Consider the following 22,577-nt stretch of genomic DNA (forward strand, 5'->3'; position numbering starts at 1 on the left):
GACTAGCACATAAATTCATTGTTAACCGTCAAGTGGCCGGGTACTTTTGTCGCAAACGGGTCATTCCTTGGCGGTACAGACTGTATGCCAACAGTCCGGCTGCCAGGTTGCCGATCAGGGCCCCGGTCATCAATCCGGTGAGCCCGGACACCTGAGCGCCCAGCCAAAGCATTGGCAGGTAACAGGCGAATAGCCGCAGGGTTGAGATCAGCAGTGCCCGCATGGGTAATCCCAGGGCATTGTTGATCGAGACCATCAGCATACAGACCCCCAAGCCGCTATAACTCAGGGGCACCCGCAGCAGGTAGCTCAGCAGGATGTCCTGGACATCACCATCACGGCTGAACAGGGTGGAGACCAGCCCGGAGGCCGCCAGCCAAACCAGCCCCAGCACCAGTTGCCAGACCACCACAAAGCGCACGGCAATGCGCACCAGTTTGCGGATGTTGTCTAGCTCGCCGGCCCCGAGCATGCGGCCGATCATCGGCGGCATGGACATGGTCAGTGCGAGTACCACCACGATGGAGAAAAACTCGAGCCGGGTGCCCAGCCCCCAGGCGGCCACGGCGGCGGAGCCAAACCCGGCCACCAGCGAGGTGGCCAGCATGGCGGACAGGGGCGGCATCAGTTGGCTGACCATCGCCGGTGCCATGATGCCGCCGAGCTGCTTGATGGCTTTGGCCAGTTGCAGTTGCAGCAGGTCAAAGCGCAGCCATTGGCGTTTGACCAGTGCCGGGAAAACTACCAAAGAGCCAATCCCGAAGGCGGTGATGGTGGCCCAGGCGGCCCCGGGCAGGCCCCAGCCGAAGACAAAGATATACAGTGGGTCCAGGGCAATGTTGAGCAGGCTGGTGGCGATCATCATGTAGCCGGGTAACTTGGTGTCGCCGTTGGCACGGCAGACGGCGTAGCCGAAGTAGAGCAAGGCGCCAAGCCAGGCGGACATGAGCCACGGCACCCAGTATTCCCGGATGGCGGGCCGGAGTTGGTCTTCAGCGCCGAGGAAGTTGAGTATGCCGGTTTGTAATAGCCAGACTGAGAGGCACAGGATCAGCGCGAGGCTGGCGCCGATGGTGACGACGAGGCCGCCAAGGCGTTGGGCGCGGAGGTTGTCGCCCTGGCCCAGGGTTCTGGAAATAATGGCGGTGGTGGCGATGCCGAGGCCTACGTACATGCCGCTGACCAGTTGTTGCATGGGGACGGTGAAGCCCAGGGCGGCGAGTGGGTCGCGGCCAAGCTGGCCGACGAAGGCGCTGTCGGTGAGCTGGAAGGTCATCAGGGAGAGCACGCCGAACAGCATGGGCCAGGTCATGTGGTAGAGCTGGCGGGCCAGGCTTGGGCTTTTCGGTTGGTTCTGCACTTGGGGGTCGGTGCCTTGGGTTTTGGAATCTGAGCGTGGATTCTAACAGGTCTGGCTTTTGGTGCTTGCAAAGGGGAGGGGATGGCTTTCCAAAACACGCTCCTTCGGCACATCCTTGTGACGCTTGGGCTCCGCCATCCATGGCTCCGCACAGTTTTGGAAAGCCATCCCCTCCCCTTCGCCCCAACACAGGTGGGAAACCGTCATCACTCCAAAGCGGGAGGTGGTTCGGTCAGGGCTGGGAGAATCAAAGCACTTTCAACGCCGCTTCGTAATCCGGCTCGTTTTTGATTTCGTTGACCAGTTCGCTGTGCAGCACTTTGTTGTTCTCGTCGAGGACCACAACCGCACGGGCGCACAGGCCGGCCAGGGGGCCGTCCTGGATGGCGACGCCGTAGTCTTGTTGGAAGCTGTAGTTGCGGAAGGTGGAGAGGGTTTCAACGTTGTTCAGGCCTTCGGCTCCGCAGAAGCGGGCGGCGGCGAAGGGGAGGTCGGCGGAGATGACGAGGACGACGGTGTTGTCGAGGCTGCCGGCTTTTTCGTTGAATTTGCGGGTGCTGGCGGCGCAGACGCCGGTGTCGATGCTGGGGATGATGTTGAGGATTTTGCGTTTGCCGGGCCAGCTGTCGAGTTTTACTTCTTCGAGGCCGCTGTTGGTCAGGGTGAATGGGGCAGCGTTTTCGCCGGGCTGGGGGAATTTGCCGCTGACGTCGATGGGGTTGCCGTCCAGGGTGACGTTGCTCATGGTTTGCTCCTTGTCTTGTGGTTTTGGATCTCTGCAATCTACTCTGTGTAGCTTACTTTGGATGACTTTTCATCCCGGGTCACTCAAACCAGCGATTTCTTGCCCGCTAGATGTCAGGTTTAGGGAGTATTTTTAGAGCCCGCTTTGGGTGCTGGTCCGGGTAGGGGATGGCTTTCCAAAACACGCTGTGAATACGTCCCTGTACGCTCTGCTCCGCCATCCATGGCTCCGCAAGGTTTTGGAAAGCCATCCCCTACCCGAACCCTCGACTTGCTCGCGGGTTTTCCAGTCATTGAAGATTTCCGATTACTTTGTCCAAAAGACGGTATCAGTTTGAACCAGCACCTTGGGCCTCAAAGCCCGGTGCTGGGTATCGCTGCACTAGAAACAGGTAACCAATAAGTCCCAGTCCCGCACAAACGGCAATAATCGTGGCCATCACCAGTGGGGTGCCGTCGTGGAGGATGCCTACCAGGGCTCCGGCGGCGGCAGCGGCGGTCATTTGGATGAAGCCGAGGAGGGCGGAGGCGGAGCCGGCCATGGTGGGGTGGTTGGCTAACGCGCCGGCCATGGTTTGGGGCAGGACCATGCCGGTGCCGGCCATGAACAGGGCTTGCGGTAGCACCACGGCCCAGGGGCTGTGGATGTTGTGGTAGGCAAGCAATGTCATGGTGGCGCCGGCGGTGAGGGTGGTGGCCAGGCCGTAGAGCAGGATCTGGTCTGGGAGGTAGCGCCCGGCGAGGCGGATGGAGGCCATGTTGCCGATCAGGTAGCCGCCGGCCGTGATGGCGGTGTACAGGCCGAAGTGCTCGGGGGCGACGCCCAGGACGTCGATCAGTACGAAGGCGGAGCCAGACAGGAAGGCGAACAGGCCGCCGTAGATGGCGGCGCTGGTAAAGGTGTAGCCGATGAAGGTCATGTCGGTGCTGATTCGGCGGTAGTTGCTCATGAGCTGGCAAAACCTGAACGGTTGCCGGTGTTCCGGGCGCAGGGGTTCTGGGATGCCGAAGGCGATGACGGCCATCATGATCAAGGCGTAGGCCGCCATGACGATGAAGATCCAGTGCCAGTCCATGGTGGCTACGATTAACCCGCCGAGCGTGGGCGCCACTGCCGGTGCTAGGGCCATCATGCCGGCAAGCAGGGCGAGAATTTTTGCCGCTTCCCGGGGCGTATAAACGTCCCGCACCACGGCCCTGCCCAGAACCGGTCCTGCGGAGCCTCCCAGAGCCTGGAGGAAGCGAAATAGTTGTAAGGTTTCGATATTGCTGGCCAGGGCACAACCAATACTGGCGAGTGCAAACAGCAGCATACCCCCAATCATGACAGGCTTTCGGCCAAAACGATCAGCCAACGGCCCACAAACTAGCTGGGCAAGGGCAAAACCAATCAGATAGATGCTTAGAGTGAACTGAACCTGATCGGTACCGGCGTTAAAGTCAGCCCCAATCTGCGGCAGCGCAGGCAGGTACATATCAATGGCCATCGGCCCGAGGGCGACCGCGGCGGCGAGTAAAATGGTGGTCCAGATGCTGGTGAGTGCGAGCACGGTTATTCCTGACCCCGGAGTTGGGTGAGAGTGGGGTAGTGCCTCCCAAAACACGCTCCTTGCGGCACATCCATGTGACGCTTGGGCTCCGCCCCTCAGCGCTAATTGCTCCTGCGTCGCGCTGAGGGTCCTGGGCAGGCCATCCATGGCCAGCCCGTGAAGCGCTTCCGCGCTCCACCCCTGGCTCCGCACAGTTTTGGGAGGCACTACCCCACTCTCACCAGCGAACATATGGAGGGGGAGTCTAGGACGGCCGGCCCAGAAAAATAACGGCTTAACCTTTCATGCAATACATGAACAATATTGATTGATTAATCGTGCAAGCCGTTCATGGTGGCCGCCACCGAGTTCACCTGATTGCGAACCCAGCGGTGGGCGGGGTCTGTCTGGTGGCGTCGGTGCCAGAGCATGAGCAGAGTGAAGGGGTTGTATTCAAAGGGTAAAGGCACGTAGGCGAAGTCCCGCATCAGTTGATTGCTCATTCGTTCGGGTGCGGAGGCCAAAAGGTCAGTGCCGCGCAGAAACTCCGGCAGGCCGGAGAAGTTGGAGACCGTCACCACGCTTCGGCGTTTCAGGCCACGGGTGTCCAGAGTCGTGTCCAGACCGGGTTTCTCGCCGGTGGCGAACAGCACAGTGATGTGATCGGCGTTCATGTACTGCGCCAGATCTTCAGGTGCCTGTCGCTCGTTGGGGTCGTAGAACACCACCATCCGGTCCGCCATCAAACCCCGTTGCATGATGTCCGTGGTTTCCGGCGCAAACGGGCTGATAACAAGATCACAGGCCTCTTTGCGCAACAAGTCGGGGTTGGGAATTCCGGATGGAATCACTTGCAAATGAATACCCGGTGCCTGCTCTCGCAGAATTCTGACTAACCCCGGCAGCAACAAATCCCGCTGGTAGTCGTTGGCCGCGATGGTGAAGGTGAACTCCGCCGTCGCCGGCTCAAACGGTGGCCCCGAGGGCAGGGTGCGCAGGTCATCCAGCAACTGGCGAATGTGCGGCCCGGTGCGCAAAGCATAGTCCGTGGGGACAATGCCTCGCCCGGATTTCACAAACAGGGGATCGCCAAAGGCCTGGCGCAAACGCTCCAGAGTATGGCTTACCGCCGATTGGGTCACCCCCAACCGAACGGCCGCACGCGACACCCCGCCCTCGTCCAATACGGCAACGAAGGTGGCGAGAGATCTCAGGTCCAGGTTCAACATATCAACGGGCTTCATGGTTGGCAGTTTAGGCGAGCGCAAGGGCCAAGTCATCAGGAAGCCGGGCCTGGTTGATCGGTTTTTGCCACTAAAGTCCGGTTGGTCTAAATTGAGTAATCGTTCAATATTGAGGCACACTCCCCGGAACAGGAGCAAACATGAAAACCACTCTGGCGTTCGATGTTTACGGAACCTTAGTAGACCCGATGGGCATGTCCCGGCTGCTTGAGCAGGATGCGGGCGAGCAGGCAGCGGCGGTTGCCGGGCTCTGGCGGGAGAAACAGCTGGAGTTTTCCTTCCGGAAGGGCCTGATGCGAGTCTACGAAGATTTTGGCGTATGCACCCGCCAGGCGTTGCGCTATGCCATGGCAGTGCACCAACTGGAGCTAAGCAAGGCACGGGAAGACCAACTCATGGCTGCCTACTTGTCCCTCCCGGCGTTTGACGATGCCTTACCTGCTCTGCAGGCACTGAAAGGCCACTATCCCCTGTTCGCGTTCTCCAACGGCAGCTACCCGGCGCTGGAAAAGGTGCTCGACCACAACAACCTGCTGGAGCAGTTCGATGGCCTGGTGTCGGTGGACGACATCAAAAGCTTCAAGCCAGACCCCGCTGTTTACACCCATGCCCGCCGCGCGACCGGCGCCTGGGACAGCCCCCTATGCCTGGTGTCCAGCAACGCCTGGGACGTGATCGGTGCCAGAGCGGCCGGGTTGTCAGCGATTTGGGTAAAGCGGGATGAAAACCGGGTTTTCGAAGACTGGGGCATAGAGCCGTCAGCAGTAATACAAAGCCTTTCTCAACTTCCCGAGAGTCTTAAAGCACTAAATACCTGAAAGCAGCTCCCAACAGGGCAAATCGAACAGTCAGCGAAGGCAGGCGTTGGGGAGGGGTGCCAAAACGGAAAACGTGGTTTTCCTGATGGTTTTGGCACCCCTCCCCAACGCCTGCCGACAAACTCCGAAAACAGGTCAGTCAGACCGATCCGCCAACCACTCCGCCAGCTCAAGCCAAGAGGCCTTGGGCGCCTTGCTCCCCGCAAGAATCCCCATATGCCCACCCGGCGCCACCCGAAAGGTTTTGTCAGTAGAGCTGACATGATCCATCACCCGCTTCGCCGCCCCCGGCGTGGCCAGAGTGTCTTCCTGGCCGGCAATCGCCAGTAAGTTGGCATTCACATTCTCCAGCCGCGCAAAATCCTCACCGATCTGGATTTGCCCCTTGGCCAGCTGATTATCAATCCACACCCGCACCACCGTATCCTGAATCACCCCGCCAGGATAAGCCACCATCCGGTCCAGAAACGCCGACGTGGTGGCGTGATTGGTGACAAACTCCCGGTCACCCAGGCGCACAATCAGCTCCCAGTAGCCCATCACACTGCCAATCGGATTGGTCAGCTTGAAACCGATGGTATTGGCCCAGCCCGGGGTGTGAAACCAGTGTGGCTTCATACTGTGCAACTGAAACCCCGTGCGTTTGCGCACCACCCCGGCAACATCCGCAATGCGCTGGTACATCCAGCCGATGGCACCGGAGGCATGGCTGTCGATCGGCAGGCCCAGCACGATGGCGTTGCGAATGTGCTGGTCCTTGCTCAGGGCAGAGTAAAACAGCGTGAACATGCCGCCCATACTCCAGCCATGCAGCGACAACTCCTGTTCGCCGCTGTGCTCCCGCACCCGGTTGAGATAGGCCGGCAGCAACTCCGCCACATAGGTGTGCATGTTGTAGTGGGTGTGCTCCCGCTTGGGAGTGCCCCAGTCGATCAAATAAACTTCAAACCCCTTCGCCCGAAGGAATCGCACCAGGCTGCGCTGAGGGAACAGATCGTAGATCAGCATGTTCACCGCCAGGGGCGGGATGATCACAATGGGTGTGCGATGGGTTGTCCGCTCCACCGGAATCACCAGATCGTCCAGCTCGATGAAATCCTCTTTCAGGGGCGGGTAATAGCGCAGGCTGACCAAGCCGTCAGAAAACAGGGTTTCAAATGGGGTCTGGCCCGCCTGCACCAGGCTGGCGGCGCGAAACACCCGGTCAAAGGCGTTGCCGGCATAAAGGGTGCCTTGGCGAGCCAGGTCAGAGGTCAGGTTGAGGGCAGTTTTTACGGGGTTAAGCATGTGTGTTTCCGTTGGTACATCAATCACTGGTCCGGACAGGATAGGCGGGCGGTTGCTCGGGTACCATGGCAAAACCGTCACATCTGGCCGGCACAATGGTCACTTCAGGCCACTGCCCAATCCTGTATCTCATTGTTATGATATCGGCCCTTTGGTCAAACAATGAAAACAGGTTTCTCAATGCTCAGTTTCTTGCCCGCCCCCGTTGTCGGAATACTCAACTCCATCTTGCTGGGCCTCAACACCCTGTTCTGGTGCCTGCTGCTCTATATTCCGGCGGTGCTGAAACTGATCATCCCGCACAAGGGGTTCCGGGTGCTGTGCACCAAAGCCATCATCTGGATCTCGGAGTCCTGGGTGGCTTGCAATACGGGCTGGATGAAACTGACCCACAGTACCCGCTGGCAGGTGACCGGTGCAGACAACCTGAAACGGGAAAGCTGGTACCTGGTGCTTAGCAACCACCAGAGCTGGGTGGATATCTTTTCCATGCAGCGGGTATTCAACCGTCGGGCGCCGTTTCTGAAGTTTTTCCTGAAACAGCAGCTGATCTGGGTGCCAGTGATTGGTCTGGCCTGGTGGGGACTGGATTTCCCGTTTATGAAACGCTACACCCGGGAATACCTGATCAAGCACCCGGAAAAACGCGGTGAAGACCTGAAAGCCACCCGCAAGGCCTGCGAAAAATTCCGCTACACCCCGGTGAGTGTGATGAACTTTGTCGAAGGCACCCGCTTTACCAAAGCCAAACACGACAAGCAGAAATCCCCCTACCAGAACCTGTTGCTGCCGAAAGCCGGTGGCGTGGCCTTTGTACTGGATGCCATGGGCGATTCCATCGACACCCTGGTGGACGTGACCATTGCCTACCCCAACGGTGCACCCACTTTCTGGGATTTCATGTGTGGCCGTGTGCCGGAGGTCCAGCTGGATATCAACACCCAGCTGATTCCGGAGCACTTGAAAGGTCGAGACTATTCCAGCGATGCCGAACATCGTCGGAATGTGAAGGAATGGTTGGGAGAGTTATGGCAAAGCAAGGATCAGCGCCTGACTCAGGCGCTGACTGCGGGCAAGTGAACGAAACGGGTCAGGACTCGTCTTCGTCTTCCACCTCATCCGGATGTTCGCGCTTGTAGCGCTCCCATTCTTCCCAATCGTGAGGCGTCCCGGCATGGGGACGCTTCAGGTGTTTGGCGTGATCCAGCGCGTTTTCACGCAGACTGTGATCACGCTCTTCCTCTTCTTTGTCGAAGCCGTATTTCTTCAGAAATTCCTGGGGGCTGATGGTCATGGTGCACCTCCCGTCAAAGGCTGTTTCCTAAGGAGTACGGTGCGCCTGAATTTTCGGTTTTTCAACCGTTGTCGGTGCCATCACCACGGACAATCTCTTCAGCCTCAAGCAGCTTGAAGTTGATCTGCCGGCGCTCGTCGTCCACCCCGGCGAAGCTGACGGTAACCCGCTGCTCCAGCTGGAAGATACGGCCATTCTTGTTGTGCACCAGGCGCAGGGTGACCGGATCAAAGCCGTACTTGCCCTCCAGGTCCTTGCAGCTGACAAAGCCTTCCAGCCCGTTGCTGTCCAGGCGCACGAAGAAACCGGAGGGCATGGTGCGGCTTATGGTGCCTTCCATGGGGTCTTCCGGCAGGGTCTTGGCGTAGTCGGCCTTGAGCCAGGTTTCCAGAGTGTTGGCGGCCTGGCGGGCGCGGAACTGGGTGGCTTGCAGGGCTTCCAGTTGCTGGCTGTTCAGGGGTTTGATCGGGGTGTTCCAGAGCGCCGCTTTGATCAACCGGTGCACGTAAAAGTCCGAGAATTTGCGCAGCGGTGAGGTGAAGGTGGTGTAGGCGTCCAGCCCCATGCCCTGATGGGGCGCGGCATCAAAGCCCAGCTCCGCCCGGGCCAGCTGGCGCGACAGTATGGCTTTCACCGGCACTTCGGCCTGTGGCTGATCGCTGTGTTTCATCAACGCCTTGAAGCCTTCGGCGGTACTGGCGTCGTGCTCGGCCAGATGCGGCGCATGACTTTCCAGCAATTTCCGGATGTTGTCGGCGCGGTCGTCCCGCAGGCCCGGGTGCTGGATAAACAGGCCTTTGCCCTGTTGGGTCAGGAAGTCGGCGGCACAGCGGTTTGCGGCCACCATGCATTCTTCCACCAGCCGGTGGGCTTCGTTTTGCACCGAGGGTTCAATCACCCGGATACGCTTATTCTCATCCAGGCGCAGGCGGAATTCCGGCCGGTCCTGGCTCAGCAGCGCGTGCTCGGCGCGCCATTTACGCAGGGCGGTGGCGGCCTGGTGCAGCTGATCCAGGCTGTTGGCGACCTCGTCTGGTAAAGCCTTGATCTCGTCGTCTTCCCGGCCTTCAATCAGATGGGAAACCAGCTCGTAGCTCAGCTTGCCCTTGGAGCGGATCATGGCCTGATGGAAACTGTAATCGCCCAGGCTGCCGTCGTTATTCACCTGCAGGTCACACACCAGAGCCAGCCTGGGCACATCCGGCATGAGCGAGCACAACCGTGTGCTGATGCTGTCAGGCAGCATGGGCAGCGGCTCGCCCGGGAAATAGATAGCGGTGGCCCGGTTGAAGGCTTCTTCCTCAGCCGGGCTGCCCGGTTCGATCATCGCCGTCGGGTCGGCAATGGCAATGGACAGCGTCCAGCCAGTGGCGTTGGGCGTGGCCATCAGGGCATCGTCCATGTCCTGGGTGCCCGGGCTGTCGATGGTCACATAGGGTTGCTCGGTACGGTCTTCCCGGCCGTCGGTATGGGTCGCGACGGATTCTTCGCTCAGGGCATCGGCTTGTTTCTGAACCTCGTCCGGCCAGGCATCGGCGAGGTCGAAATTGGCCAGGGTGAACGCCCGTTCGATGCCCGGTTGGCCTGCCTTGCCAATGACTCGCAGGACTTTTGCCTGGCCTTTTCCATCCTTGAACGGGTGGCGATGGATCTGGCAGTAGATAAAGTCGTCAGGCTGGGCGCCCATGCGCTCTTTCGGTGGAATGAAGATCCAGCGGTTGATGCCCGGGGTTTCCGGTGCCACAAAATGACCCTTGCCCTTGATCAGGTAGCGACCCACGAAGGTGGTCAGGTGCGATTCCAGCAGCTCGTCTACCACGCCCTGGGTTTTGCCTTTTTCCACTTCCTGCTCGGTGACGTTCACCCGATCTCCGGGCAGCACCTTCTGCATTTCTTCCGGTGGCAGGAACACATCCCGCCCTTCATCCAGAGCCACAAAGCCAAAGCGCCCGTTGGTGGGCTTGACCGTGCCCGGGAAGACCACCTTGTTCTGCTTGATATCGGTTTTCAGCTGGCGCAACTGATTGAGAGCGTCGGCATTGAGCATGGAGAAAAGACCTGGCTGTAAAATGGATGATGCAGCGGAGTATAACGGTTATGCAGGTGGGAGTCAGATCTGTCAGGCCGGGTGTGTCTCCTCGCCGGGAGCAGCGTGGATGCAAACCCGGTTACGCCCTCCCCGCTTGGCCTGGTACAGGGCCTGATCGGCGTTACGTAGCAGGGTGTCCATGTCATCGCCTGGCTGGCTGAAATAGCCGCCCACGCTGATGGTGACCGATGTACCCGTGCGCTGGCTTTCCTGCTCCACGCTGGCTCGCACCCGGTTGGCAATCTGTTCCAGGGTGTCTTTGTCGCAGGGGGACAGCAGCACCACAAACTCGTCGCCACCCCAGCGGCCCGGGTGGTCATAGGGGCGAACCGTAGCTTTCAGCCAGAGCGCCACCCGGCACAGAATGTCGTCACCGGCCTGATGGCCACGGGTGTCGTTGATGGTTTTGAAGTGGTCGATGTCCAGCCAGATCAGCCCGAATCCCTTACCTTCACGTTCGGCCCGCTGGATTTCCTGTTCGATGACTTCATCCAGGCCACGGCGGTTTTTCAGGCCCGTGAGGGCATCCACCCGGGCCAGCTGATGCAGTTCTTCCGTGCGTTTCGCGACGTTGCGCTCCAACTCGGCGGTGGTATCCCGCATCGTGCTGGTCATTTTTTCAAAGTGGTCCACCAACCGGCCGATTTCGTTATCTGGTTTGGGCAGGTAGGGCAGGTCAAACCGACCCTCCCGCAACCGCATCACCGCAGCCTCCAGGCTCAATACCGGTTTGAGAATGCGTGATTGAATGATCAGGTGAAAAGCGATCAGCGAGACCAGCAGCGACATAAGGAAGACGGCCACCAGCGGCCACAGGTAGCTGGTTGGCACCAGGGCGTTCAGGTCGAGCAAGGTGATTTCGAACCAGCCTATGGCCGGCAGGAAGGCCACCCCGGCCAGGTGCTTGCGGCCATCAATGGTGACAAACCCGCTTTCCACCGCGCCGTCCTCTCCGTTGCGTTGTTTGAGCATCTGCAACATGCCCAGGATCTGCTGTTTGTCCTGGCGATCCTCAAACAGCAGGTCCACGGTGTTCTTCTGGCCTTCGGGTTTAATGATACTGGCGAAGTCGATGTAATTGCGGTCGCGGTACAGTTGAATGGCGCCGTTGTAGTCCACAAACAACGTGGTGATGCCTTCCTGGCCAATGTCGACAATGTCTTGCAGGAAAGTATCGAGATTGAGACCAGTACCGACCATGCCGAGAATCTCGTTGCGCTCATCACGCATCAGCATATCAATCCACAACTTGGTGACGCCCAGTTCCTGGTCCGGGTTTACGTTCAGGTGGAAGTCCCGGCCCTCCTCAATCAGCTGGAAAAACCAGGCATCATCCGGCTTTTCCGGATCCAGTACGTAACGGAACTGGTCATTGGCATACTGATTGTCGGAATTGTTGTAGTAATAGTGGCCATTCTCCCGCAGGGCAACAAAGTAACTGTTGTCCCGAAAGTTATTGCGGAAGCTCTCCATCTGGCGGATGGCGGCGGAGGTCAGCTCGGGATTGTCCGGGCTGGCGGCCCATTGCAGCAGGGTAGAGGATTGCGCCATTTGCCGGGCCAGGCCGATTTCCCGTTCCAGGGACTGCAACAGTCGGGCGCTGTCGTAACGCACCTGAATTTCAGTAACCTGCTTGCCCCAGCGTTCGATGATGTCTTCTGACAACTCCCGGTAGGCCAGCCAGGAGGCAGACGCCGCGAGAATGATCAGTAACGATGCGAGGCCGAGAAGGCGGGTTTTGAGGCTCAAGCTGAATCCCTGCGAGTATTTGTTTTGTTTCCAACACTGACTTCCATAATAGAACAGCCCGGAACGACAGTGTAGAAAAAACAGACAGACCCGCAAGCCTCACGGGTGCACAGCCGGGCTGGCTGTGCACGGATATCCTGGCCTGAGCGCAAAATGGTCAGTTGTGCTCGGCAAACACCCGGGTCTGACCTTCCTTGTTAAACAGGATGACCTTGTAGTGGTCCTTGCGATCACCCATCTCCATGCCGGGCGAGCCTATGGGCATACCCGGAACACTGATGCCGGTGGCTTTCGGGGCCTCGCTCAACAGGCGTTTGATATCATCCGCCGGCACATGGCCTTCCACCACATAGTCACCCACAAAGGCGGTGTGGCAGCTGCCCAGGCCTGGAATCAGGCCGGCGTCGGCCTTGATCTTGCCCATGTCATCGGTGTCGGTGGCGGTGACGTCGAACCCGTTTTCTTCCAGGTGGTCGATCCAGTCGCCACAGCAACCGCAGGTGGGCGATTTATAGACGTGAATGCTGTGGGCGGCTCCGCCGGCGACGGCTGTGGTACTGAACCCCAGGGCGGCCACCAGGCCAAGGGCTAAGGTGTGTTTTTTCATGGCGGTTACCTCAGTCATGCATGTGTAAACAGAATCATTTGTTCGGGCCGGAGTTGCTGTCAGATAACCAGAACCACCAGACCACGGCAGCCATCAGGGCCAGCCCTGCTGCGTTGACCAGAATTGTCTCCATCAGTTCCGCTCCTCTTGCTGAGCCGGGACGTGGCTGGTTTTGAACAGGCGCAGTCGATTGGCGTTGGATACCACCGTCACCGACGACAACGACATGGCGGCACCCGCCAGAATCGGACTCATCAGGATGCCCCACACAGGGTAGAGCAGGCCGGCGGCCACGGGAATACCCATTGTGTTGTATACAAACGCTCCGAACAGGTTCTGTTTGATGTTGGTGACGGTTGCCCGGGAAATCTCGATGGCATCCGGCACCCCGTGCAGGGACCCGCGCATCAGGGTTATGGCTGCGCTTTCAATGGCGACATCGGTGCCGGTGCCAATGGCAAAACCGACATCCGCGGCTGCCAGGGCCGGGGCGTCGTTGATGCCATCGCCGACCATGGCCACGGTGTAGCCTTTACCGCGCATCTCGCTGACCACTTCGGCCTTGTTCTCGGGCAGTACTTCGGCCCGGTAGTCATCAATACCGGTTTTGGCGGCGATGGCCCTGGCGGTGGCATCAACGTCCCCAGTCACCATCATCACTTTGATGCCCGCGTCATGCAGGCGTCGGATGGCGGCTTCGGAATCCGGCTTGATGGCATCGGCTACCCCGATTACGCCAAGCACCTTAGCGCCCAGTGCCAGAAACAACGGCGTGCCGGCTTCTTCGGTAATGGTGTTGGCAGCCGAATCCAGATTGGTCACGTCGATGCCCTCTGCCTCCAGCCAGCGCCGGTTGCCGAGGCGCACCGTCTGGCCAGCGAACTGGCCTTGCACGCCCTTGCCATTGAGTGCTTCAAAGTCCGTCACGGTCTCAGGCTCTACGCCATCTTCGTTGGCCCGGCTCAATATGGCCTCTGCCAGGGGGTGCTCGGAGTGGCGCTCCAGCCCGGCTGCCAGTGCCAACAAGGTGGTCTCGTTATTATCAACGGCGGTCATCCGCGTGACGGCCGGGTGGCCTTCGGTGATGGTGCCGGTCTTGTCCAGAATCACCAGATCGATCTTGCCGGCGGTCTGCAACGCATCCCCTTGGCGAATCAGCGCGCCATACTCGGCAGCCTTGCCGACGCCCACCATCACCGACATCGGCGTGGCCAGGCCCAAAGCACAGGGGCAGGCAATGATCAGCACGGTGGTGGCCGCTATCATCATGTGAACCACCGCCGGCTCTGGCCCCACGTTGTACCAGACCAGTGCCGCGCCGATGGCAACCAGCATGACCGTGGGCACGAACACCGAGGAAATCTTGTCGGCCAACCGGCCAATGGCCGGTTTCGAGCCCTGGGCTTTTTTCACCAGCTTGATGATCTGCGCCAGCGCCGTCTCGCTGCCGACACGGGTGGCTTCGTAAATGATCGAACCGTGGGTGTTCAGAGTGCCGGCCGACACCTCATCATCCTTCGCCTTGCTCACCGGCATGGGTTCGCCAGTCAGCATGCTTTCGTCGATGCGGGTGCTGCCTTCCACGATCACCCCGTCTACCGGCAACTTCTCTCCGGGCCGAACCCGTATGTGGTCGCCCTTGCGAACCTGCTCAACGGGAAGGTCCTGTTCTTCGCCGTTGCGAATCACCCGGGCGGTCTTGGCCCGCAGGTCCAGCAACCGCCGCACCGCCTCAGAGGTTTTGCCCTTGGCCCGCAGCTCCAATGCCTGGCCCAGGTTGATCAGGCCGATGATCATGGCGGAAGCTTCAAAATACACATGCCGCGCCATCTCCGGCAGCAGCTCCGGCACGCTCGACACCACCATGGAATACAGCCAGGCCGTACCCGTGCCCAGGGCAATCAGGGTATCCATATTGGCATTGTGGTGCTTGAACGCTTTCCAGGCCCCGGTAAAGAAATGCCCGCCGGTGGCGACCATCACACCGAGCGTCAGAATGCCGAAATTGATCCAGGTAAGCTGATTGGCCTCGGTCACCATCATGGTGTCAAAACCCATGCCCCAGACCATCAACACCAAGCCGAGGCCCAGACTGATGGCCATCTTCACCAGCAGCACCTTGTACTGCTTTTTATCCTCCGCCTGTCGGCGATCATCAGCGGCGTCGGCATCTTCAATCACACTGGCGCCATAGCCGGCACTTTCCACCGCCTTGATGAGCGCATCCGGCTCGGTCTTGCCGCTGGCCGTAGCCGTGTTATCCGCCAGGTTCATATGAGCATGGGTCACCCCCGGCACCGACAGCAACGCCTTCTCGATACTGGCAACACAGGACGCACAAGTAGCCCCGGAAACCGACAGCACAACCTGGTCATCGTCTGCTGCTTCGTATGCTTGTGCGTGTTCTTTGGCCGACTTGGCTGGTGCACCGGTATTGTCGGATTGGCTATTGCAGGACGAAGCCTTCTTCGAAGCACAACACGATGCCGGCTCTGACGTCGCCACAGGCTCCGCCGGATACCCTGCCTCGGTTACCACCCGCGCCGCCTCGGCCAGATCCACCCCGTCAGGCAAAGCCACCGTTTGCGCCTCGATATCCACCCCAACCAGCTCGGTACTGCCGGTCATCGGCTCCAGCGCAGCACGAATCTTCCTGGCACAGCCCTGACAGGTGGCTCCGGAAATCGACAGCGCCGGTTTAAGCTCAGGTGCATCACTCATGCTTTGGCTCCTCGCAACAAGACTCGGCCGAGGGATCGTCCCAGTGCTCAATCAACCGACAAATCGTATGCCCATCCGGCGTCCCGTCCGGCATCTCCTGCCAGGCAGCCAGCGCCGAAATCATCCGCTTGCGCAACTGCTGCAACTCCGCAATTTCCCGTTCAACCACCACCAACCGCTGCTGAAACACGTCCCGAACCATCGGGCACGGCGAATGCTGATCATCCGCCCGGGCCAGAATCTGCCGAATCTCCGGCAACGAAAACCCCAGTTGCCGTGCCTTACGGGCAAACCGCAGCCGGCGCAGATCCTCGGCATCGTATTGCTGGTAGTTGTTGTCCGGGTTGCGGGTGGGTTGTAACAGACCTTCCCGGGTGTAGAACCGGACGGTATCGGGGTTCACCCCGGCGGCGGTGGCGATCTCTTTGACTTTCATGACGCGGTACTCACCAATATTCAAGAATACAAAAGGAATCCACGACTAAAGTTGGCGGAGTGCCGTGGCGGGGATAGCTTCCGAAAATGCTTGTAGCCATGGATGGCGGAAAGCAAGCGTACACGGACGTACTTGCAGCGGTTTTCGGAAGCTATCCCCGCCATGGCACGTCCATCTCCAACAGATGGAGATTAGACTAAAACCTTGGACCAACTCATAGGTCAAAGGTTTTCAGGCAGGATATCAGGAAGAGGAGTTTTTAGAGCGAAGAAACACACCACAAGACTTACACTGATCAGGCGCCATCAGCTTCGCCTGCCAGCCAATCTTCACGCCACAGGCCGGGCATTGAAGCCGCAACTGCAACACCACAATCGGAGCCACCAGCAACACCAGCAAAAACCCGAGCGAACCCCAATCATCGCCGCTGGAAATGCCCAGTTGACTGCTGAACACCAACACCACAATCAGTGCGACAAACGCAAAGATAAAATAATTCTTGTTCCAACGCTCCCAGCGGCGCAGCCTGGCATCCTGCTCCGGAGTCAGATATCTCGCAGACATAAACATCACTCAAAGAAAAAGTTACAGAGTAGTTTGGGGAGCAGAAACCGCAATTACAAACCCGATTTAACGGTCTGACCGGTAAACAGAATGCCCTCCGCAAGGGCCATTTCCAGGTCCTCAGCCGGAATCGGCCGGCTGATCAGATAACCCTGGGCCAGATTGCAACGGTGCGCTTTCAGGAAATTCAGTTGCTCCTCGGTTTCCACGCCCTCGGCCACCACCTGGATGCCGAGGTTGTGGGCAAGATTGATCACAGCCCGGGTGATGACGGCATCGTCATGGCGCTCGGTCACATCGGTGATAAACGACCGATCGATTTTCAGCAGATCTACCGGGAAATCCCGCAAATAGCCCAACGATGAATAGCCCACGCCAAAATCGTCGATGGCCAGCTGAACCCCAAGTTGATGCAGGCGCGAGAGTTGATTCAGGTTGTGCTCGATGTTCTGGATGAAGATCTCTTCCGTCAGTTCCACTTCCAACATGCTCGGGTCCACCTCTTCCGAGAGCAGAGCATCTCGCACATGTTCCACCAAGGATTCATCATCCAGCTCCCGGCCTGACAGATTCACCGCGATCCTCAATTGCTCGCACGCCGTGCCGCGCCAGTTGGCGAGCTGGCGACAGGCGGCAAGCACCACCCAGCGGCCGATTTCGGTAATCCGACCGCTCTCTTCCGCCAGGGGGATGAACTCGATGGGCGCCAAAAGCCCGCGGCGGGGGTGCTGCCAGCGGATCAAGGCCTCCACACTGTTGATCTCACCGGTTTGCAGATTCAGCTGGGGTTGATAAAACAGCACAAACTCGTCGTTGGCCAGGGCCTGGCTCAGATCCTTGTCCAGCTCCAGGCGCATCACCTCACGGTCCTGCATGCCTTCGGTGTAGAACTGGTAAGTATTGCGGCCCTGCTCCTTGGCACGGTAAAGGGCAATATCGGCATTCCGGAGCAGGGTGTCGGCGTCCAGTCCGCTCTGGGGGTACACGGCGACACCCATGGTGGCGGTAATGCTGTGGGCATCGCCCTGAACCTCGAATGGTTCGGCAAAGCACTGCTTGATCTGGCCAAGCAGGTGGATCACATCGTCAATGTCGTCGACGTGTTGCTGGCAGATCATGAACTCGTCGCCGCCTGAGTAGGCCACCAGAATCCGCTCATTGCTCAGGCTGTTCAGACGCTCAGAGAACTTGATCAACAATTCGTCGCCAAACTGATGGCCGAGGGAATCGTTGAGCATCTGGAACCGGTCCAGGTCAATCATTACCAGCCCCACCTGGCGCATTTGCCGGTCCGCAATGTTCAGGGTATGGGCCAGGTCTTCCATAAAGAACCGGCGATTGGCCAGGCCAGTGAGGGTATCGGTGGATTCCAGTCGCTCCAGGTCCACCTGCATGGCGATACGCTGATCAATCTCCCGCTCCAGTTCCCTGCGGGTTTTCAAAAGCGCCTGGTTACGCTTGAGGATCAACTGGACAAGCAAAGTGGTCAGGCTGGTAAGCAGGCCCATAAAGACCAGGCTTGCGAAAGTAAGCATCGGCCAGGAACTGCGTTGGCTGTCGACCCAGGATTGATTGGGGCGTAACGTCAGGGTCCAATCCAGAGTGGGGAACTGCACGGGCACAGTGAAGCTGAAGTTCCTGGCAATCTCGGTGTCTGAATTGAGAACGTAGGCAGGCTCTCCGGAGTCCCGGATTTCTATCTGGAAGTGTTCCAGTACCCGGCTGGTCAGTAACTGCTCGGCCAGAACTTCCATCCTGAACACACCGGCCATGTAGCCGTTATTGGTGTCGCCAGCGCCCACGGGATAATAAATCACCATGCCCTTACCGCCCTGGCGAAGATCGATGATACCGGACAGGTCATAATCACCGGTGGCTGCGGCTTTATCCAGTGCTTCGCGGCGCTGGTCGTTGAACGCCACGTTATATCCCACCACATCCTCATTGCCAACCAGCGGTTCCAGCCATCGGATGATGTAGTTGGAATCAATCCACTCGATGGCCTGGTAAACGCCAAAATCTTCAAGGTAGTTGCGTGCGTCCACGCGCCAGCGAGATTCCGGAGTGTCGGGCTGGGCATACAGTCGATAGGCCATGCGCCCGATGGCCTGAACGTGTACCAGGAACTCCCGCTCCAGGTTATCCGTCAGCGCCCTGGCTTCATTACGGAGGTTGGCTTCGATCTGACGGTTGTCCTGCTGGATCAGCCCTTCCCGGAGGCCTGCGGCAATGACAAGAAAAACCAGAAAAATGACCAGTACAAACACCGGGCTCATAAGCCATCGGACAACAAGGCTGGTACCGGTTTCGGGTTTTGCCACAGTGTGCTCCAGATCGTTAAAAGACAGGCTAAACAGGTTTAACGGCCAATCGCGCTTGATTATGAGCCATAGTTATCCTGTTTGGCCATGCCCCATTGGGTCTGGTACTCCGGAAGCGGGTTGGAGCAGCGGTGATTGCGGGTACACGGAGTCAGGCTCGTTCGGCGATCGGCCTTATACCAAGCTTCGGAATTTCCTGCTTCGGGCAGCGGTCCATAACCACCCTCAATCCGGCGGCTTCGGCACGGGCAGCACCGGATTTGTTGATCACACCGATCTGCAGCCAGAGCACCGGAATCTTCTGTTCAATGGCCTGGTCGATCACCGCGTCGGTGCGTTCCGGGGCCAGGAACAGCTCAGCCATGTCTACGGGTTCCGGGAGTGATGCCAGGTCAGCATACACTGTCTCACCGAGCACTTGCTGGCCGGCCAGGCGCGGATTTACCGGGATCACACGGTAGCCCTGGCGCTGCAGGTATTCCATCACTTCGTGGGAGGGGCGGTTGGGTTTCTCGCTGGCACCAACCAACGCAATGGTACGCACAGATTCGAGAATATCCCGGATCTGGTCAGGGGCATTGCTGGGCATCGGGGCAGACCTCGAAGAATTAACGATGGGCCTCAAGACAGACAGAGACCGATTCCGCATAGCGTAACGCGTGCGGCTTGTCGATTTCTACCTGTGCCCACTGCACGGCCTGATGTTCCATCACAATTTCGAGAACTTCGTGGGTCAGCCGTTCCAGTAGAGCAAAACTGTTGCCGTCCACATGCCCGATGATTTGCTTGGTGATGGTGCGGTAATTCAGGGCAGCGGAGATTTCGTTCTGGTCAATGGCGGCGGAGGCATCGTAGCGAAGGGTGACGTTGATCACCACATCCTGCTGGTTGTTGATCTCTTCTTCCTTGATGCCAATGTAGGCACGCAGCAGAAGGTTCTTGATCCTGACACGGGCCAGGTGATCACCAGTCATGGTTGTCATGATGCCTCCGTTTTCGGCGTCTGGTTCAGCGATTGTTGCCAATCAGGGTAAGAAATTCGGTACGTGTGGCCTGTGATTTCCGGAACTGTCCCAGCATCATCGAGGTTTTCATCCGGGAGTTCTGTTTCTCCACGCCCCGCATCATCATGCACATGTGCTGGGCCTCGATAACCACGGCGACACCTTTGGCATTGGTAACGCTTTCCACCGCTTCCGCGATCTGGCGGGTCAGGTTCTCCTGAATCTGCAGGCGGCGAGCATACATGTCCACAATGCGAGCAAACTTGGACAGGCCCAGTACCCTGCCCTGGGGCAGATAGGCGATGTGGCATTTTCCGATGAAGGGCAGCATGTGATGTTCACACATGCTGTACAGCTCGATGTCCTGGACCACCACCATTTCATCCATGGCGGATTCAAACACAGCATTATTGACCAAGTCGGCAAGATCCTGCTGGTAACCCCGGGTCAGGAACTGCATGGCCTTGGCGGCCCGCATCGGAGTGTCCTGAAGACCTTCGCGGTCGGCATTTTCGCCGAGGCCTTCAATGATGGCGCGGTAGTGACCAGCAAGGTCGTCCAGAGGTAAGGTCATAATCGTTTCCGGTTTGTGTCTGATAAAGGGCGCAAGCTTAAGGGAATTTTCAGGCCATCTCCACGGTTTACGCCGGTTTGCCCATTATGGACCAGTTCACGGGCAGCGTTTAGTGATATGGCAGCCTGTACGGCTTTGGACTAAAGTGGAGGTTCCGCAGGTATGTCGGGACGAACAAATGGAGCAGGTAATACCCGGTTCACAAATCAGGGCAGACAGCCGCCAGGATACCTATACCCTCGAGGCCTGGCAGCAGGCCGGTAAATGGTTCAGCTACGATGGCCACGCCATCTTCAGTCGCATGGCCGGCAAAGGCTCGCCGCTGGTGCTTCTGCACGGTTTTCCGACCGCCAGCTGGGACTGGAGCCGGTTATGGCCGATGCTGGCGTCCGGCCACCAACTACTGGCTGTCGATATGCTCGGCTTCGGGTTTTCTGACAAGCCCCGCAACTATGTTTACAGCATTGAGGACCAGGCGGATCTGATCCAGGGCTGGATCGAAGGTCTGGGGTTGGATTCGGTGCACTTGTTCGCCCACGACTACGGCTCTTCGGTTGCCCAGGAGCTGTTGGCCAGGGACCAGGAAGGGTCTTTGTCTTTCGACATCACCAGTGTGTGTTTGCTGAACGGTGGCCTGTTTCCCGAGGTGCACAGCCCGCTGTTTATCCAGAAAGTTCTGAAGAGTCCCCTTGGTGGACTGATCAGCCGGGGGCTTACCCGGGGTAGTTTCGAACGGAATTTCCGCCGGTTGTTTGGTGACCGGAATCCTCCTGCCCAGCAGGATCTGGAGGACTTCTGGCATCTTCTCACTTACAACAATGGCCGTGGGATCCTGCATGAACTGATCCAGTTTATGGAGGAACGCCGTTGCCATCGTAATCGCTGGGTGGGGGCCTTGCAGAATGCCCAACAGCCGATGCGCCTGATCTCCGGCGCTGCGGATCCGGTCTCGGGCGCGGCCACGGCACGGCGCTACCGGGAATTGATCCGGAACCCGGACGTCATCAGCCTCCGGAACATCGGCCACTACCCGCACTTCGAATCGCCCTGGGATGTATTCAGTGCTTACCGGGATTTCCGCGCCGGGCTTGAGTCCTGATCTTGTTCAAATCGCCGCGCTGGTATCACTGGCCGGAGTTGATGGCCCCGCGGTGTGCGCTGGTTCATTGGATGGTCGAGCCGCATTGACCACCTGATTGCGGCCCTTTGCCTTGGCGTCGTACAGCGCCTGATCTGCACGGTTCAGCCAAACCGACCAGGTCTCGCCGCGGCACACTTCCGCCACGCTGGCACTGGCGGTCAGCTTTATGTCATCCAGGAACGGCCTGGCACTGATGCTGGTCAGTAACTGATGGGCGAGGGTGTCGGCATCTTTCTGGCGGGTTTCCGGCAACACCACCATGAACTCTTCGCCGCCAATGCGGAACAGCTGATCACTTTCCCGAAGTCGCTTACGCAGCCGGATGGTCATTTCCTTAAGCACCCGGTCGCCGGCCAGGTGCCCCCAGCGGTCATTAATGGTCTTGAAATAATCCAGATCAATCAGCACCAGGCTGGACACCCTCTCATAGCGCTCCCGCAGCTGAATCTGGCTGTTCAGTAGGTCGGCCAGCTGAGACCGGTTCAGGCAGCCGGTGAGCGGGTCAGTCGTGGCCAGCCGGGTCAGCTCCTGCTGGAGCCTGCCCACCAGCCAGGCGAAGATCATGGCAAACAGGCAGCTCAGCCCCAGGGAGAAGGTGATCCGCCAGAAATCTGCTTCGGGAAATTGAAGGAACGACACCACAGCCATGACGCTGACAAAAATGATGTTGCAGACAATGGCTTCTTTCAATGGTAACAGGAAAAACAGCGCGATAGCCGCCGGATAGGCCCAGTAAAGACCGGCGTGACCGTTAATGGAAGTCGAGTAGGCTGCGCAGACCACGGCCAGAATCGGAAACAGGCGCCCTTTCAGGAAATAGACACTGCGCAACCGCAGGAACAGGATTACCAGGGCTGCGTTGACACAGAACAGAATCAGCAGGGCAGACAGCAGAAAGTTACCGTGTTGCCATTGCACCATCACCAGAGGTGCCACGGCGATAAAGGCCCAGATATGCAGGTGGTACACCAGCTGACGTTTGAAACCCAATACTGCAAGGGTTGGATTGGTCGCCATGGTATCCGGCGAGGCAAAAAGGTTCACAGCCTACTCCTGCAGCTCATGGCTGGCATACTTCCCTGAAACACTGATGGC

General features: G+C 58.7%; 20 protein-coding genes. 3 read left to right on the top strand and 17 right to left on the bottom strand.

Features of this window, described 5'->3' with window-relative positions; translation table 11 throughout:
• Nucleotides 1-28 precede the first annotated feature (28 nt).
• The 4 genes from ACZ5Q2_RS05110 to ACZ5Q2_RS05125 form a co-directional block, all read right to left on the bottom strand.
• Nucleotides 29-1,312 (bottom strand): MATE family efflux transporter, encoded by a 1,284-nt coding sequence (locus tag ACZ5Q2_RS05110; protein WP_432210722.1) that lies wholly within the window; start codon nt 1,310-1,312, stop codon nt 29-31.
• A 295-nt stretch (nt 1,313-1,607) separates the two neighbouring features.
• Nucleotides 1,608-2,105, bottom strand: a complete 498-nt coding sequence (tpx, locus tag ACZ5Q2_RS05115) for a thiol peroxidase (protein ID WP_061331988.1) — start codon at nt 2,103-2,105, stop codon at nt 1,608-1,610.
• Between the two features lie 328 nt (nt 2,106-2,433).
• Nucleotides 2,434-3,654, bottom strand: coding sequence for a multidrug effflux MFS transporter (locus ACZ5Q2_RS05120; protein WP_061331987.1), 1,221 nt, complete (start codon nt 3,652-3,654; stop codon nt 2,434-2,436).
• 311 nt (nt 3,655-3,965) lie between these two features.
• On the bottom strand, nt 3,966-4,877 hold the full coding sequence (locus ACZ5Q2_RS05125) for a LysR family transcriptional regulator (protein WP_061332077.1): 912 nt from the start codon (nt 4,875-4,877) through the stop codon (nt 3,966-3,968).
• A 140-nt stretch (nt 4,878-5,017) separates the two neighbouring features.
• On the opposite strand from ACZ5Q2_RS05125, the gene ACZ5Q2_RS05130 reads away from it, so the two are divergent.
• On the top strand, nt 5,018-5,695 hold the full coding sequence (locus ACZ5Q2_RS05130; protein WP_061331986.1) for a haloacid dehalogenase type II: 678 nt from the start codon (nt 5,018-5,020) through the stop codon (nt 5,693-5,695).
• Nucleotides 5,696-5,830: 135 nt separating this feature from the next.
• Here the strand turns inward: ACZ5Q2_RS05130 and ACZ5Q2_RS05135 are convergent, their stop codons facing one another.
• Entirely contained in the window at nt 5,831-6,982 is a 1,152-nt protein-coding gene (locus ACZ5Q2_RS05135; protein ID WP_061331985.1) for an alpha/beta fold hydrolase, read from the bottom strand.
• A 180-nt stretch (nt 6,983-7,162) separates the two neighbouring features.
• On the opposite strand from ACZ5Q2_RS05135, the gene ACZ5Q2_RS05140 reads away from it, so the two are divergent.
• Entirely contained in the window at nt 7,163-8,062 is a 900-nt protein-coding gene (locus ACZ5Q2_RS05140) for an acyltransferase (RefSeq protein ID WP_061331984.1), read from the top strand.
• A gap of 10 nt (nt 8,063-8,072) precedes the next feature.
• On the opposite strand, the gene ACZ5Q2_RS05145 is transcribed toward ACZ5Q2_RS05140, so the two are convergent.
• The 11 genes from ACZ5Q2_RS05145 to folE form a co-directional block, all read right to left on the bottom strand.
• A complete protein-coding gene (locus ACZ5Q2_RS05145) occupies nt 8,073-8,276 on the bottom strand; it encodes a hypothetical protein (protein ID WP_061331983.1) in 204 nt (67 codons plus the stop codon).
• Between the two features lie 61 nt (nt 8,277-8,337).
• Nucleotides 8,338-10,323 carry a ribonuclease R family protein gene (locus ACZ5Q2_RS05150; RefSeq protein WP_432210395.1) on the bottom strand — a complete coding sequence of 662 codons (1,986 nt, stop codon included), beginning with the start codon at nt 10,321-10,323 and terminating at the stop codon, nt 8,338-8,340.
• A 72-nt stretch (nt 10,324-10,395) separates the two neighbouring features.
• Nucleotides 10,396-12,114 carry a sensor domain-containing diguanylate cyclase gene (locus tag ACZ5Q2_RS05155; RefSeq protein WP_432210394.1) on the bottom strand — a complete coding sequence of 573 codons (1,719 nt, stop codon included), beginning with the start codon at nt 12,112-12,114 and terminating at the stop codon, nt 10,396-10,398.
• Nucleotides 12,115-12,271: 157 nt separating this feature from the next.
• The gene (locus ACZ5Q2_RS05160) at nt 12,272-12,721 is read right to left on the bottom strand and encodes a DUF411 domain-containing protein (RefSeq protein ID WP_106696085.1); all 450 of its coding nucleotides are present in this window, start codon (nt 12,719-12,721) and stop codon (nt 12,272-12,274) included.
• Between the two features lie 132 nt (nt 12,722-12,853).
• Nucleotides 12,854-15,442 (bottom strand): heavy metal translocating P-type ATPase, encoded by a 2,589-nt coding sequence (locus ACZ5Q2_RS05165; protein WP_432210393.1) that lies wholly within the window; start codon nt 15,440-15,442, stop codon nt 12,854-12,856.
• The gene (locus ACZ5Q2_RS05170; protein ID WP_072678094.1) at nt 15,435-15,878 is read right to left on the bottom strand and encodes a MerR family transcriptional regulator; all 444 of its coding nucleotides are present in this window, start codon (nt 15,876-15,878) and stop codon (nt 15,435-15,437) included. The genes ACZ5Q2_RS05165 and ACZ5Q2_RS05170 overlap by 8 nt, the downstream gene beginning before the upstream one ends.
• 243 nt (nt 15,879-16,121) lie before the next feature.
• Nucleotides 16,122-16,442, bottom strand: a complete 321-nt coding sequence (locus ACZ5Q2_RS05175; protein ID WP_058090794.1) for a hypothetical protein — start codon at nt 16,440-16,442, stop codon at nt 16,122-16,124.
• A 53-nt stretch (nt 16,443-16,495) separates the two neighbouring features.
• Nucleotides 16,496-18,763 carry a bifunctional diguanylate cyclase/phosphodiesterase gene (locus ACZ5Q2_RS05180; RefSeq protein WP_432210392.1) on the bottom strand — a complete coding sequence of 756 codons (2,268 nt, stop codon included), beginning with the start codon at nt 18,761-18,763 and terminating at the stop codon, nt 16,496-16,498.
• A gap of 151 nt (nt 18,764-18,914) precedes the next feature.
• Entirely contained in the window at nt 18,915-19,352 is a 438-nt protein-coding gene (locus ACZ5Q2_RS05185; RefSeq protein ID WP_061331978.1) for a CoA-binding protein, read from the bottom strand.
• Nucleotides 19,353-19,371: 19 nt separating this feature from the next.
• On the bottom strand, nt 19,372-19,746 hold the full coding sequence (gene folX / locus ACZ5Q2_RS05190) for a dihydroneopterin triphosphate 2'-epimerase (RefSeq protein ID WP_072675972.1): 375 nt from the start codon (nt 19,744-19,746) through the stop codon (nt 19,372-19,374).
• Between the two features lie 25 nt (nt 19,747-19,771).
• Nucleotides 19,772-20,341 carry a GTP cyclohydrolase I FolE gene (gene folE, locus ACZ5Q2_RS05195; RefSeq protein WP_058090792.1) on the bottom strand — a complete coding sequence of 190 codons (570 nt, stop codon included), beginning with the start codon at nt 20,339-20,341 and terminating at the stop codon, nt 19,772-19,774.
• A 178-nt stretch (nt 20,342-20,519) separates the two neighbouring features.
• On the opposite strand from folE, the gene ACZ5Q2_RS05200 reads away from it, so the two are divergent.
• Nucleotides 20,520-21,440 (top strand): alpha/beta fold hydrolase, encoded by a 921-nt coding sequence (locus ACZ5Q2_RS05200; RefSeq protein ID WP_106696081.1) that lies wholly within the window; start codon nt 20,520-20,522, stop codon nt 21,438-21,440.
• 6 nt (nt 21,441-21,446) lie between these two features.
• On the opposite strand, the gene ACZ5Q2_RS05205 is transcribed toward ACZ5Q2_RS05200, so the two are convergent.
• On the bottom strand, nt 21,447-22,526 hold the full coding sequence (locus ACZ5Q2_RS05205) for a GGDEF domain-containing protein (protein WP_432210391.1): 1,080 nt from the start codon (nt 22,524-22,526) through the stop codon (nt 21,447-21,449).
• Nucleotides 22,527-22,577 lie beyond the last annotated feature (51 nt).

The organism is Marinobacter alkaliphilus, assembly GCF_055394375.1.

Excerpts from the sequence above, each read along its gene's own strand:
- ACZ5Q2_RS05135 (WP_061331985.1), bottom strand. The coding sequence starts at position 6,982 with ATGCTTAACCCCGTAAAAACTGCCCTCAACCTGACCTCTGACCTGGCT.
- ACZ5Q2_RS05170 (WP_072678094.1), bottom strand. The coding sequence starts at position 15,878 with ATGAAAGTCAAAGAGATCGCCACCGCCGCCGGGGTGAACCCCGATACC.
- folX (WP_072675972.1), bottom strand. The coding sequence starts at position 19,746 with ATGACAACCATGACTGGTGATCACCTGGCCCGTGTCAGGATCAAGAAC.
- ACZ5Q2_RS05165 (WP_432210393.1), bottom strand. The coding sequence starts at position 15,442 with ATGAGTGATGCACCTGAGCTTAAACCGGCGCTGTCGATTTCCGGAGCC.
- ACZ5Q2_RS05145 (WP_061331983.1), bottom strand. The coding sequence starts at position 8,276 with ATGACCATCAGCCCCCAGGAATTTCTGAAGAAATACGGCTTCGACAAA.
- ACZ5Q2_RS05185 (WP_061331978.1), bottom strand. The coding sequence starts at position 19,352 with ATGCCCAGCAATGCCCCTGACCAGATCCGGGATATTCTCGAATCTGTG.
- ACZ5Q2_RS05125 (WP_061332077.1), bottom strand. The coding sequence starts at position 4,877 with ATGAAGCCCGTTGATATGTTGAACCTGGACCTGAGATCTCTCGCCACC.
- ACZ5Q2_RS05200 (WP_106696081.1), top strand. The coding sequence starts at position 20,520 with ATGGAGCAGGTAATACCCGGTTCACAAATCAGGGCAGACAGCCGCCAG.
- ACZ5Q2_RS05160 (WP_106696085.1), bottom strand. The coding sequence starts at position 12,721 with ATGAAAAAACACACCTTAGCCCTTGGCCTGGTGGCCGCCCTGGGGTTC.
- ACZ5Q2_RS05130 (WP_061331986.1), top strand. The coding sequence starts at position 5,018 with ATGAAAACCACTCTGGCGTTCGATGTTTACGGAACCTTAGTAGACCCG.
- ACZ5Q2_RS05150 (WP_432210395.1), bottom strand. The coding sequence starts at position 10,323 with ATGCTCAATGCCGACGCTCTCAATCAGTTGCGCCAGCTGAAAACCGAT.
- ACZ5Q2_RS05110 (WP_432210722.1), bottom strand. The coding sequence starts at position 1,312 with ATGACCTGGCCCATGCTGTTCGGCGTGCTCTCCCTGATGACCTTCCAG.
- folE (WP_058090792.1), bottom strand. The coding sequence starts at position 20,341 with ATGACCTTACCTCTGGACGACCTTGCTGGTCACTACCGCGCCATCATT.
- ACZ5Q2_RS05175 (WP_058090794.1), bottom strand. The coding sequence starts at position 16,442 with ATGTCTGCGAGATATCTGACTCCGGAGCAGGATGCCAGGCTGCGCCGC.
- ACZ5Q2_RS05140 (WP_061331984.1), top strand. The coding sequence starts at position 7,163 with ATGCTCAGTTTCTTGCCCGCCCCCGTTGTCGGAATACTCAACTCCATC.
- tpx (WP_061331988.1), bottom strand. The coding sequence starts at position 2,105 with ATGAGCAACGTCACCCTGGACGGCAACCCCATCGACGTCAGCGGCAAA.